This window comes from Maribacter sp. BPC-D8 (assembly GCF_035207705.1).
Taxonomy (GTDB): Bacteria; Bacteroidota; Bacteroidia; order Flavobacteriales; family Flavobacteriaceae; genus Maribacter.
Genome location: NZ_CP128187.1, coordinates 2,988,109 through 3,000,792 on the forward strand (window position 1 = coordinate 2,988,109; position 12,684 = coordinate 3,000,792).

The following is a 12,684-nucleotide window of genomic DNA, read 5'->3' on the forward strand; positions in this document are numbered from 1 at the left end:
CTTACTGTAAAAAGTAGACGGTTTTTTTATTTCATTATATTTTAGCTATTACCTAATTCTTCAACCAGGCATTTCGCAAGGCTATTGTTTCTTCAGTAACGCCTTCTAAAGCAACTATCTTCTTAACCTGCTTTACCGGTTGACCAACAGGTCCAGCAACAGAAATCATTTCACCATCTCTTTCAACAGTCATACTAACAACACTTTCTGGAGTCCAACCAAAACTCTCCCCTATTATAGGACGAAGTGTTTCTAAATTAATTTCTTGTTCATTTATAGTTCTAAAAATATCACCGCCTTTTAATTTTAAATCATTGAAGAAAGAATTCAATTCAATATTTTCACGAATAAACACGACACTATCATTTTGAACATCCACATCCATATATGGCACTTGACCATCAAAAAAGTAACCAGTAGGCTCCTCAACATCTTTAATAGCTAAACCAACCTTAGCAAAAAAGGCATCATAATCAATAGGCGTAGTACCAATTACATGTTCCTTAAAGAACACATCTACTTCTGGATAGGTCATAGAAACGATTTCAGGAAACAAAGCTTCATCTTCAAAAGGAATATCGGTACCGTATTTTTTAGATAATTCTTTCATTAACCAAAGCATCCCTTTTTCACCATTACTTTTTTCTCTTAAAATAATATCAAGACACATATTAATTAAAGCGCCCTTCTCATATACATTGGCATAATTAGGCTCATAAGGCTGTTCTAATATATTTTTACTCATTACAGTAAAAGACATACTATCATCATAAAATTTAGAATTAGTGATTTTACCTAGCATACGCTCATAAAAATCTTCCTCAGAAATTAGACCTTGCTGAATCTGAAACAGGTTGGCGAAATATTCTGTAGTACCCTCATACATCCATAAGTGTTCTGACATTTTTGGATCATTGAAATCGAAATACTGAATCTCTTTAGAATGAACGGATAGCGGAGTAACAATATGAAAAAACTCATGAGAAACCACATCTACCATAGCTTGTTCTAATCGACCAACATCCATTGCCTCTGGCAATATAACCACTGTAGAAGTATGATGCTCTAAAGCTCCATAACCATGAGCATCTGGTATATTAACATCAGACATATATAATAAAATATTATATTCTTTTGTACTATCGACATCACCCAAAAACTTCTTTTGAGCACCCATCATAGCAACCATTCTATCTTTTAAATCTGCCGCTTTATAAACGCCAGTCGGAGAATACAGACTAAGTGTTACTGTAATACCATTAATCTCAAAAGTTTCTGTATTTGGTTTAGCATACATTATAGGGTTGTCGATCACTTCAAAATAACGCTTAGCAGTAAAAGCATCTAAAAGCGGATCAATCTTTTCACCTACCTCACTTGAAAGTGTCGTAGTAGCAATTAAATCAGCTGGCTTTTTAATTTGTATAGTATACGGTATTTCTTTAAATCCGTCAAAATAACCCACAAATCCGTGAAGGTTAAGCATAAAATTACTTCCCTCGGCAATGTTAGTACCTGCAGGCGAAAAAACCGCATCTTCAACATCATTCTCAGTGTCATAAGTATCATTAACCCAATATTGCACCTTTTCTAATTGAACGGCGCCAGTGATACTCCAAGTGTTATCATCAAGTTTCGTGCTATTTAATAAATTACCCTTATAATCAAGAGCCTCAAAATCATCAATATATTGTCCATAATTATCTGAACTATACGTACCCGGGACAGTTTTAGGTATTCTGAATAACACCGTAGAAGTAGTAAACGCACCAGGGTTTACAACCACCTGAACCTTGTCGTCAACAACATTTACCAAATCTATAGAAGTAACAACTGGGCTATTTTCTACCGACAAAAGCGCCTTACCTGCCCCACAGGCATTTAATATTAGGGCAAAAGCAATAATTAAAACATTTTTCTTCATAAAAAACTTCATAAGTGAATATTTAAACATCAATGATATCAAAGATAGATAATATGTTACGACCCAAACTTAGCGAATTAAGTAATGGTTCAATTAAATATTGAACGTACCCATCAAATATTTTCATTATTTTTGATGGCAAATAAAAAATTAAGATGCACTACAAAAGAATTCTTCTAAAACTAAGCGGTGAAGCCCTAATGGGTGAAAAGCAATACGGAATAGACTCTAATCGTCTAAACGAGTATGCAGAAGAAATTAAAGAAGTAGTTGAAAAAGGCATAGAAGTAGCCATTGTTATCGGCGGAGGAAATATCTTTCGTGGCTTAGCAGCTGCTTCGACTGGCATGGACAGAGTTCAAGGTGACCACATGGGTATGCTAGCAACGGTTATTAACGGCTTAGCATTACAAAGTGCTTTAGAAATGACTGGTGTACAAACCAGATTACAATCTGCCATTAAAATCAACGAAGTTGCCGAGCCTTTCATTAGAAGAAAAGCGATGAGGCATTTGGAAAAAGGAAGAGTTGTTATCTTTGGTGGAGGAACTGGTAACCCATATTTCACAACAGATTCTGCAGCCGTATTACGCGCTATTGAAATAGAAGCTGATGTAATACTTAAAGGTACACGTGTAGATGGTATTTACACTGCTGATCCAGAAAAAGATAAAAGCGCTACGAAATTTGATACTATATCTTTTTCAGAAGTACTTAAAAAAGGACTAAAGGTTATGGACACCACAGCTTTTACCCTTAGCCAAGAAAATGAACTACCTATCGTAGTTTTTGATATGAACAAAAAAGGAAACTTACTAAAAATTGTTGACGGCCAAAATATTGGAACAACGGTCAACCTATAAATATTGGTATAGTTTATGTTATTGCGATAGTAATATACTTATTATATGAACGAAGAAGTAGAATTTGTTTTAGACGCTACAAAAGAAGGCATGAACGCCGCTATAGCTCACTTAGAACGCGCATTTTTAAAGATTAGAGCCGGTAAAGCTAGCCCTGCAATGTTATCAGCTGTAATGGTTGATTATTATGGATCACAAACTCCGTTATCTCAGGTAGCTAATGTGAACACCCCAGACGGTAGAACTATTTCTGTTCAACCATGGGAAAAAAACATGCTTCAAGAAATTGAAAAAGCGATAATGAACGCGAACCTAGGTTTTAACCCTATGAACAATGGCGATCTGATTATCATCAACGTTCCACCATTGACCGAAGAGCGTAGAATACAGCTTACAAAACAAGCTAAGGCAGAAGCAGAACATGCAAAAGTTGGCGTACGAAGTGCAAGACAAGACGCAAATAAAGAAATTAAGGATTTAGATATTTCTGAAGACCTTCAAAAAAATGCCACTGCCGATGTACAAGATTTAACTGATATTTTTTCAAAAAAAATTGAAGATTTCTTGGATAAAAAAGAGGCGGAAATAATGAAAGTATAATCGAAAGATTTATAATTATCATATAAAGCTACCCTAGATAGGTAGCTTTATTTTTTTGTAAAAAATTTAAACTTTTCAATTTAGGAACAGATGTAGCTAATAGTTACCTTTGCGACCTGCAAAAACAGTTATGGTAGCTAAACTAACGAAGGGATTTTGGCCTAAAACGGCAAACATAATTCTACGAAATAGAATCCTAATTTTACTCTTGATTGCCGCATTTACCATTTTCATGGGATGGCAATGGCAATATATGCGTTTTTCAAGCTCGCAGACAAACCTACTACCAGATGACCACCCTGTAAATATTCAATATCAAGATTTTCTTAGCAAATTTGGTGAAGAAGGTAATGCAGTCGTTTTTGCCGTACGTGACAGTGCTCTATTTACACCTGAAAATTTTAACCGTTGGAATAAATTAAGTAAACAACTTGCTGCATTTCCAGAGGTAGAATTTGTTATCTCAACCGACAATTTAAAAGAGTTAATTAAAGATAACGAAAAGCAAGAGTTTGTAATGCGCCCCTTAATAAACGGCGAACTAAAGACTAAAAAGGAAATAGACAGTATCACCAATCATTTATTTAACGACCTCCCTTTCTACGACAACCTTCTATATAATAAAGAAAGCAAAACAATAAGAACTATTGTTAATCTAGATAAGGACATCGTCAATACCTCGGTCAGAAAAGACTTTATTTTACAAGATGTAAATACCCTAGTTAAAAAGTTTGAAGAAGAGACAAATTTAGATGTTCACATATCTGGCATGCCCTATGTAAGGACAATGAATTCTCAGAATATTATTGATGAAATCGGTAAATTTATTCTGGCCGCTCTTGGTGTTACCTCATTAATTTTCTTCTTTTTCTTTAGAAGTATTCGAGCTACAATCATCTCTATGTGTGTAGTGATAATTGGCGTAATGTGGGCTTTTGGTTTGCTTGGGTTATTACAATATGAAATTACGGTTCTTACAGCACTTATACCGCCTCTAATTATTGTTATAGGCATACCCAACTGCATCTTCTTAATAAATAAATACCAACAAGAAGTAAAGAAACACGGTAATCAGGCACTTTCATTACAACGCGTTATTTCTAAAATTGGAAATGCGACGTTGATGACAAATATTACAACAGCATCGGGTTTTGCTACTTTCATTGTAACCGATAGTACGTTATTAAAAGAATTTGGTATTGTTGCCTCTATTAATATCTTAGGCATATTTGTATTATCGTTACTTATCATCCCTATTGTTTATAGCTTTATGCCGCTACCAAAAACAAAGCATTTAAAACACTTAAACAAAAAATGGATCGATGCCTTTGTTCAATGGATGGAACGTATTGTAAGACATAGAAGAATTACTGTTTATATTGTTTCTATTTCTCTACTTGTTATAAGTATTATTGGTATTTATCAGATAAGAATATCAGGCAGCCCTATTGAAGATATGCCGAAGAATGCTGAATTTTTTCATGACATTCGCTTTTTTGAAAAAGAGTTCAAAGGTATTATGCCCGTTGAAATCGTTGTAGATACAAAAGCTCCAAAAGGTGTTTTAAAACCTGTGACTCTAAAGCGTATGAATCAGCTTGGGGAGGTTATAGAAGAAATACCAGAACTTTCAACTCCCGTATCTGTCGTGAATTTGGTAAAGTATTCTAAGCAGGCGTTCTATAATGGAATTCCAAAATATTATCAATTACCCACTAGTCAAGAAAATACATTCATTATGGATGTTGCCCGTAAATCTGGTGATAATGGAGATTTATTAAAATCATTTGTTGACAGCACTGGCCAAACAGCTAGAATAACCACCTTCATGCGAGATGTCAACACCAGCCGCATGGAAGAAATAGAACAGCGGTTACAAGAGAATATCACGAAAATATTCCCTGCAGAGCGTTACAACGTTTACATGACTGGTAGTGCTTTGTTATTCTTAAAAGGAACAAAGTATCTTGTTAAAAATCTAATTATGTCTCTTGCTTTGGCGATCGGCCTAATTGCATTATTCATGGCTTATTTATTTAGGTCATTCAGAATGATTGTTATTTCATTGATACCTAATCTATTGCCCTTAGTCATAACCGCTGGTATAATGGGCTTTGTAGGCGTACCTATAAAACCATCTACTATATTAGTTTTTAGTATTGCATTTGGTATTTCGGTCGATGACACCATACACTTTCTCGCGAAGTATAGGCAAGAACTTACGGCAAATAACTGGCGAATAGAAAAATCGGTTTACAATGCACTAAGAGAAACTGGCGTAAGTATGTTCTATACCTCTATAGTATTATTCTTCGGCTTCTCTGTCTTTGTAATCTCTAATTTCGGTGGTACGGTCGCACTAGGTTCACTAGTTTCTGCAACGCTATTACTTGCGATGTTGGCTAATTTAATTCTGTTACCTTCTTTACTATTATCATTAGAAAAAAGTATAGCAAATAAGCAAACACTTAAAAAGCCGCAAATAGATATTTTACCACAAGATGAAAATAATAACCAATAAAATTATTTAACCCTTGTTTATATCGCTTTTTAAACCCTCTATTTTTTAACAAAATCCTATCTTTGGGACTTTAATTTTCAATTCAACATCATGCGTTTAGCAACAATAAAAGAATTACTAGCAAGTAAAAACTTACTACAAGAAGTAACTATTAAAGGATGGGTAAGAACCTTTAGAAGCAATCGTTTTATAGCATTAAACGATGGATCTACTTTAGGCACTATTCAATGTGTAGTTGATTTTGAAAATTTTGATGAAGAATTATTAAAAAAAGTAAATACTGGTGCTGCATTAAAAATCACAGGTACACTTGTTGAAAGTCAAGGTCGTGGTCAATCTGTAGAAATTCAAGTAAGCGCTTTAGAAGTATTGGGCGTTGCTGATCCAGAAGAATATCCTATTCAACCAAAAAAGCACTCTTTAGAGTTTTTGAGAGAAAAGGCACATTTAAGAATTAGAACTAACACTTTTGCTGCAATTATGCGTGTTAGGTCTACCCTATCTTTTGCTATTCACAGCTATTTTAGAGAAAACGGTTTCAACTACTTCCACGCTCCTATTATTACGGGATCAGATGCTGAAGGTGCAGGAGAAATGTTTCGTGTTACTACATTAGATGAGAAAAATCCTCCACTTACAGAAGATGGGGATGTAAATTACAAAGAAGATTTCTTCGGAAAAGAAACCAACTTAACAGTTTCTGGTCAATTAGAAGCAGAGGCTTATGCAATGGCATTAGGTAAAGTTTATACATTCGGACCTACATTTAGAGCCGAAAATTCAAATACATCTAGACATTTAGCTGAATTTTGGATGATCGAACCAGAAATGGCTTTCTTCGATTTAGATGCCAATATGGACCTTGCAGAAGACTTTATTAAAAACGTTATTTCTTATACATTGACGCATTGTCAAGAAGATTTAGAGTTTTTAGAAAAGAGATTGATAGACGAGGAAAAAAGCAAACCACAGGCGCAACGTAGCGACATGCCTTTAATTGAAAAATTAAAATTCGTGGCAGATAACAACTTTAAAAGAGTGAGTTATACTGAAGCTATTGATATTCTTAAAAACTGTAAGCCTAATAAAAAGAAACAATTTACTTACCCAATTGAAGAGTGGGGTACAGATCTACAAAGCGAGCATGAGCGTTACTTAGTAGAAAAGCATTTTAAATGTCCGGTAATATTATTTGATTACCCAGCAAAAATTAAAGCTTTCTACATGCGATTAAACGAAGACGGAAAAACCGTAAGAGCTATGGATATTTTATTTCCAGGCATAGGTGAAATCGTTGGTGGATCACAAAGAGAAGAGCGCTTAGATGTCTTGAAAGAGAAAATCAAAGAATTGGGTATAGACGAGAAAGAACTATGGTGGTACCTAGATTTAAGAAAATTCGGAACTGCAGAACATAGTGGTTTTGGTCTTGGTTTTGAACGATTAGTTCTTTTCGCAACTGGTATGGGTAATATTAGAGATGTAATTCCGTTTCCAAGAACGCCACAGAATGCCGAATTCTAAGCGGATTTAGTTACTTTTACCAGTACTAGAATAAAGTAATGCTGAAACAACACCTATCATTTAAATTATCTCAAAAGTTATCTCCACAGCAAATTCAATTGATGAAGCTGATTCAATTGCCTACGCAGGCTTTTGAACAACGTCTCAATCAAGAATTAGAGGAAAATCCGGCTTTAGAAACAGGTAAAGAAGACTTAGAAAATACGAATGATGAGTATGATGAAGTTTACGATGAAGCAGCTGACAACGAAACCATTAACACTGAAGACATCAATATCGATGATTATTTAAGTGATGATGAAATTCCTGATTATCGCACCAAAGCGAATAATTATAGCACAGATGATGAAGAAAAAAGTGTGCCTTACGCCGCAGGTACTTCTTTCAATCAGTATCTAATAAATCAACTGAATACCGTTTATCTTACAGATGACGAGTGGAACATTGCCGAGTTTCTAGTAGGCAGTATAGATGAAAGCGGATATATACGTAGACCTATCGCCGATATTATGGATGATTTGGCTTTTACCCAAAACATTTACACTGATGAAAAAACAATTACAAAAATACTTTCTATAGTTCAAGAGTTAGACCCACCTGGTGTGGGCGCTAGATCTTTAGAAGAGTGTTTAATCATACAACTAGAGCGTAAAGAAATTACCCCAAGTATTGAGCTTGCCACCGCAATTCTTAAAAAGTCTTTTGAACACTTTACTAAAAAGCACTATCAAAAATTAATTCAGAAGCATAATATTACCGAAGACGAGTTAAAAGCTGCAATTGGAGAAATTGAAAAATTAAATCCAAAACCAGGTGGTTCGTATTCTGGAAACAACAGAATTGTAGAGCATGTAGTACCTGATTTTGCCATTAGAATTACCGAAGGCGAATTGGAGCTTACACTAAATGGTAGAAATGCACCAGAGCTACATGTATCTAGAGAGTATAGTAATATGCTTAAAGGCTACAAAGAAGCTAAAGATAAGTCTAAGTCCCAAAAAGACACCGTGATGTTTATTAAGCAGAAGTTAGACGCTGCTAAATGGTTTATTGATGCTATAAGACAGCGCCAACAAACCCTGTTTATTACAATGAACTCAATTATGCAATATCAAAAAGAATATTTTCTGACAGGAGATGAGCGTAATTTGAGACCTATGATTCTAAAAGATATTGCAGATGAAATAGGAATGGATGTTTCAACAGTATCTAGGGTAGCAAATAGCAAATATGTAGATACCCCTTATGGAACCAAGTTGATAAAAGAATATTTTTCTGAGTCAATGAAAAATGAACAAGGAGAAGATGTTTCTACAAAAGAAATAAAGAAGATTTTAGAAACAGTTATTCAAAACGAGACAAAGAAAAAGCCTTTAACAGATGACAAACTTGCTGCTATTTTAAAGGAAAAAGGATATCCTATTGCTAGAAGAACAGTAGCTAAATACAGAGAGCAGCTAAGTATACCTGTTGCACGTATGAGAAAAGAAATTTAATGAAGATTTTCTCTAATCTTATCTCCTACTTATTTCACCCGCTATTTATTCCTATAGGTGGTACTGTTGCCTATTTTCTAATCACTCCAAAATTTACCCCATTAGAAATTCAAAGCGCGAGTATATTACCCATTTTTATATTAACCGTTATTATTCCGATAATAACCTTTTTAATATTGAAGAATTTGGGCTTGGTACACTCCATTACGCTAGACTCCATTCAAGAAAGAAAATACCCGCTTTATATTCACGCATCAATACTTCTTTTAATCCTTTATAAAGTCATTCCAAACAATTACGTAAGTGAGCTTTATTTTTACTTTACAGGGTTATTAGGCGCAACTGTAGCCTGTATACTATTACTATTATTCAATTTTAAAACTAGCCTACATACCGTTGGTATAAGTGGTCTTTTAATGTATCTCATTAATTTAAGCATACATTTTGAAATCAATCTTATTATTGCCATCAGTTTGCTTATTGTATGTACAGGAAGTATCATAACTGCCAGACTATATCTAAAAGCACATACCGGTATTGAAGTTGTAATCGGTCTTTTTATAGGACTATTATCTCAGTTGTTAACTGTAAGATTCTGGTTATAGAATATAGAAAATAAGACCTATACGCAATGGTGTGTATTGCAATACCTCACCATTTACCGAAGCATTACCATCGAAAAGCTCAGTTAAGGCATAATACGCATGAAGATTAAAAGTATTATAACCAAAACTTAAAGTAAGCCCGTATTGAAATTTAGTTAAGTCTGTATTTTTGAATCCCTCACTAATATCACCTAAATCATATTTTGAACGAGCTCCTACAATATAAGCAGCCTTAATACCACCATAGACACGCCAGAATTTATAATCTTCTGCAGTGGAATTTCGCCATCTAAATTCTAAAGGAAACTCAACTAGGTGTGTCTCTAACTTACTTCTAGTAATATCATCATTTATACTATACGTAATATCATCACCAGATATATCGGCAACTAAGTTTGAATAATAACTATTCAAGGCCAAGCCTGCTCCAATACCTATAGCCTTTGTTCCTGCTCTGTTTAAAGGAATATCTTTTATTACACCCGCTTGTAGACCATAAGAGAGGTTACGTTGATTAGAACCTTCAGGATGATTCAATATAAAGTTATACGATAGACCAACATAAAACTGATCTTCAAAATACCGTGTATCTGAAATACTATCTGAAACTACTTGAGCATTAGATTGCAGAACTACTAATAAAAATAAAATGGCAAAACGCATGAAGTAAAGTTAATGAAATAAAAAACGCTTCAAATAAATTTGAAGCGTTTTGAAAATGTAATATTCTACTTAACTAACTATTGTAGATTATTGAAAGCATCACCTTCATAGGTAGTATAATTTACCTTTAAAGCGTTTACCTTTCTTAACTCTTGTTTAATATCGGATATCAATCCCATACTAGCGTTCTTATCAACCTTAAGTGCCGTGGTCAATACATTCTGAATTTCTTGAGGCTTTTTAGCTCTTTCCATCAAAATATAATCACCAACTTCTGAAGGACTAGAGAATTTGTCATTTAATTGGATTTTTGGTTCAGTACCAAAAGTTTTCTCGAACTCTTTAGTTGGCTTACCAACATAAATATAGATTACACGATCTTTCTTTTCCAATTTCTTAACTTCACTAGCGTTCGGAAGTACGTTTTCAACTTTCAAGGAACTATCCTTCATAACGGTTACCGTCATAAAGAAAAACAAAAGCATAAATACAATGTCAGGAAGGGAAGCTGTTGATACCGCTGGTATCTCTCCATCTTTTTTCTTTGCAAATTTTGACATAGTGTTACTTTTAATTTATTAATTATTCGCTTGAAGTTTCAGCTTCAGATAATTTCTGTGGAAACAAACCTTGTATTTTTTGTACCTTTTCTTTCAATTCTTCTTTAACAGAATCTTCAGTTTCAGGATTTAAATACTCAGCTTCCATAGCCACATAATCTTTACCAAATAAACGCTTAGCTTCTCTATTTCTAAGATCGTTATATGCCCCTACCAATTCATTTTGAACTGTGATGTAAGTACCATACTTTGTTTCACGATCATTCTTTAAAGAGATAATTGCCTTTGTCGGATTATCCGAAGATTCAGCAATACGCTTTCCTTTACAGTAGCTACAATAATCAGGACTTCCTGACGGTGCTCCACCGTTATCTAAAAACGCCATTGCTCTTTCACGCAATTTATCTATTGAAAGAATCTCATCTTCCACCAACAACTGACCATTTCGGTTAATATTAACCGTAAAAATGTTCTTTTGCTTAATAATTGGTGGTGCTTCCGTAGGTGGCTCCATTGGTGGTAACATACGATCCAAACCTGCATCTGTTTCAATAGTAGTTGTTACTAAGAAAAAGATAAGTAAAAGGAAAGCTATGTCCGCCATTGAACCCGCACTAACTTCTGGTGCTCCTGCTCTTCTAGCCATAGTTCTTTATTTTATTATTTACTAAACATGTTTTTTACAGCTGGCACTATCAAAGATAATACTGCAATTATAGTAAGGATAAAAAATACATTTAATCCCATTCCTATATTCTTCACTGTACTTTCATCTGTCATTGAAGCAAATTCAGGAGCAACGTCCGTTCCGCTTGACATAACATAAGAAATACCAACTACCAATAAAAGACCACCAACAACAAACAAAGTTTTTTTCAAACCTTGAGGGTTAGAGAATAGGTTTTTTAAGGTGAAGACTAAACTTACTATAACGGCAACAGCCAAAAGGAAGTAAGTTATCATAAACATAAAGTTCATAGCACCACTTTGAGCTGCTTCAGCAGCAGGCATATCCCTTTCAGGAAGCATGAACCACAGTACTGCACCAAGTAATCCTATTACTACCAATGCTATTTTTACAATTTTTTGCATAATATTTTAGGTATTAAAAGTGATACTTATTTTTTGTGATCCACCAACATATCGATTAAAGTAATCGAAGAGTCTTCCATATCATTAACGATGCTATCAATTTTAGCAATGATATAATTATAGAAAATTTGAAGGATAATAGCCGTAATAAGACCAAATACAGTTGTTAATAATGCAACCTGAATATCACCTGCAATAAGAGATGCACTTAAGTTACCAACTGCAGCAATCTTTTGGAAAGCCTGAATCATACCGATTACCGTACCCATGAAACCAAGCATTGGAGCAATAGCGATAAATAAAGACAACCAAGAAACGTTTTTCTCTAATTGACCCATTTGAACACCACCATAAGCAACAACCGCTTTTTCAGCAGACTCGATGCTCTCACCAGCTCTATCTAAACCTTGATAGTAAATAGAAGCAACAGGACCTTTTGTATTTCTACAAACTTCTTTTGCAGCTTCAACACCACCAGATGCCAATGCGTCTTCAACTTGTTGTTTCAACTTAGCAGTATTAGTACTTGCCATGTTTAAATAGATAATTCTTTCAATAGCAACTGCTAAACCAAGAATCAAACATAAAAGAACGATACCCATAAAGCCGGCACCACCAGTAATAAACATTTCTTTTAACATTTGAGTAAAACCTCTCTCTGCTTCTGGAGTTGCGTCTTGAAGTAATAAAGCTACTGCGGCTACTTTAGCGCTTGCCATATTTGTACCTGCTACAAATGCCCCAGCAATTGCTAGGCTTGGGAATAATTTTTTCATTTTTCTGAACTTAAATTAGTTAGTTAATAGGGTTAAAGATAAAAAAAAAACAATATAAAA

At 34.4% G+C, this 12,684-nt stretch carries 12 protein-coding genes; 6 read left to right on the forward strand and 6 right to left on the reverse strand.

The window, feature by feature from the left end; all coding sequences use genetic code 11:
* Positions 1-52: 52 nt before the first annotated feature.
* The gene (locus QSV08_RS13310) at positions 53-1,936 is read right to left on the reverse strand and encodes a peptidase M61 (RefSeq protein WP_324023863.1); all 1,884 of its coding nucleotides are present in this window, start codon (positions 1,934-1,936) and stop codon (positions 53-55) included.
* A gap of 143 nt (positions 1,937-2,079) precedes the next feature.
* Between QSV08_RS13310 and pyrH the strand changes: the two genes are divergently transcribed.
* The 6 genes from pyrH to QSV08_RS13340 all read left to right on the forward strand — a co-directional run bounded on the left by pyrH (position 2,080) and on the right by QSV08_RS13340 (position 9,533).
* Positions 2,080-2,787 (forward strand): UMP kinase, encoded by a 708-nt coding sequence (pyrH, locus tag QSV08_RS13315; RefSeq protein WP_324023864.1) that lies wholly within the window; start codon positions 2,080-2,082, stop codon positions 2,785-2,787.
* 45 nt (positions 2,788-2,832) lie between these two features.
* Complete coding sequence (frr, locus tag QSV08_RS13320) at positions 2,833-3,387, forward strand: ribosome recycling factor (RefSeq protein WP_324023866.1); 555 nt, start codon at positions 2,833-2,835, stop codon at positions 3,385-3,387.
* 130 nt (positions 3,388-3,517) lie between these two features.
* Positions 3,518-5,908 (forward strand): efflux RND transporter permease subunit, encoded by a 2,391-nt coding sequence (locus tag QSV08_RS13325; protein ID WP_324023867.1) that lies wholly within the window; start codon positions 3,518-3,520, stop codon positions 5,906-5,908.
* 90 nt (positions 5,909-5,998) lie between these two features.
* Positions 5,999-7,432, forward strand: a complete 1,434-nt coding sequence (gene asnS, locus QSV08_RS13330) for an asparagine--tRNA ligase (RefSeq protein WP_324023869.1) — start codon at positions 5,999-6,001, stop codon at positions 7,430-7,432.
* Between the two features lie 38 nt (positions 7,433-7,470).
* The gene (gene rpoN, locus QSV08_RS13335; protein WP_324023870.1) at positions 7,471-8,928 is read left to right on the forward strand and encodes an RNA polymerase factor sigma-54; all 1,458 of its coding nucleotides are present in this window, start codon (positions 7,471-7,473) and stop codon (positions 8,926-8,928) included.
* A complete protein-coding gene (locus QSV08_RS13340) occupies positions 8,928-9,533 on the forward strand; it encodes a hypothetical protein (RefSeq protein WP_324023872.1) in 606 nt (201 codons plus the stop codon). The genes rpoN and QSV08_RS13340 overlap by 1 nt, the downstream gene beginning before the upstream one ends.
* Here the strand turns inward: QSV08_RS13340 and QSV08_RS13345 are convergent.
* From QSV08_RS13345 to QSV08_RS13365, 5 genes are all read right to left on the reverse strand, one after another.
* A complete protein-coding gene (locus tag QSV08_RS13345; protein ID WP_324023874.1) occupies positions 9,528-10,196 on the reverse strand; it encodes a porin family protein in 669 nt (222 codons plus the stop codon). The two genes, QSV08_RS13340 and QSV08_RS13345, sit on opposite strands and share 6 nt — an antisense overlap.
* 77 nt (positions 10,197-10,273) lie before the next feature.
* The gene (locus QSV08_RS13350; protein WP_324023876.1) at positions 10,274-10,756 is read right to left on the reverse strand and encodes an ExbD/TolR family protein; all 483 of its coding nucleotides are present in this window, start codon (positions 10,754-10,756) and stop codon (positions 10,274-10,276) included.
* Between the two features lie 22 nt (positions 10,757-10,778).
* Complete coding sequence (locus QSV08_RS13355) at positions 10,779-11,402, reverse strand: ExbD/TolR family protein (RefSeq protein ID WP_324023878.1); 624 nt, start codon at positions 11,400-11,402, stop codon at positions 10,779-10,781.
* Between the two features lie 14 nt (positions 11,403-11,416).
* The gene (locus QSV08_RS13360; RefSeq protein ID WP_324023880.1) at positions 11,417-11,848 is read right to left on the reverse strand and encodes a hypothetical protein; all 432 of its coding nucleotides are present in this window, start codon (positions 11,846-11,848) and stop codon (positions 11,417-11,419) included.
* Positions 11,849-11,874: 26 nt separating this feature from the next.
* Positions 11,875-12,624: a MotA/TolQ/ExbB proton channel family protein gene (locus QSV08_RS13365; protein WP_324023882.1), complete on the reverse strand. Its 750-nt coding sequence runs from the start codon at positions 12,622-12,624 to the stop codon at positions 11,875-11,877.
* Between the last annotated feature and the right edge of the window lie 60 nt (positions 12,625-12,684).

Bases quoted from the DNA above. Each gene is read 5' to 3' on its own strand.
- QSV08_RS13340 (WP_324023872.1), top strand. From the start codon at position 8,928: ATGAAGATTTTCTCTAATCTTATCTCCTACTTATTTCACCCGCTATTT.
- QSV08_RS13350 (WP_324023876.1), bottom strand. From the start codon at position 10,756: ATGTCAAAATTTGCAAAGAAAAAAGATGGAGAGATACCAGCGGTATCA.
- QSV08_RS13345 (WP_324023874.1), bottom strand. From the start codon at position 10,196: ATGCGTTTTGCCATTTTATTTTTATTAGTAGTTCTGCAATCTAATGCT.
- rpoN (WP_324023870.1), top strand. From the start codon at position 7,471: ATGCTGAAACAACACCTATCATTTAAATTATCTCAAAAGTTATCTCCA.
- asnS (WP_324023869.1), top strand. From the start codon at position 5,999: ATGCGTTTAGCAACAATAAAAGAATTACTAGCAAGTAAAAACTTACTA.
- QSV08_RS13310 (WP_324023863.1), bottom strand. From the start codon at position 1,936: ATGAAGTTTTTTATGAAGAAAAATGTTTTAATTATTGCTTTTGCCCTA.
- QSV08_RS13325 (WP_324023867.1), top strand. From the start codon at position 3,518: ATGGTAGCTAAACTAACGAAGGGATTTTGGCCTAAAACGGCAAACATA.
- QSV08_RS13355 (WP_324023878.1), bottom strand. From the start codon at position 11,402: ATGGCTAGAAGAGCAGGAGCACCAGAAGTTAGTGCGGGTTCAATGGCG.
- QSV08_RS13360 (WP_324023880.1), bottom strand. From the start codon at position 11,848: ATGCAAAAAATTGTAAAAATAGCATTGGTAGTAATAGGATTACTTGGT.
- QSV08_RS13365 (WP_324023882.1), bottom strand. From the start codon at position 12,624: ATGAAAAAATTATTCCCAAGCCTAGCAATTGCTGGGGCATTTGTAGCA.
- frr (WP_324023866.1), top strand. From the start codon at position 2,833: ATGAACGAAGAAGTAGAATTTGTTTTAGACGCTACAAAAGAAGGCATG.
- pyrH (WP_324023864.1), top strand. From the start codon at position 2,080: ATGCACTACAAAAGAATTCTTCTAAAACTAAGCGGTGAAGCCCTAATG.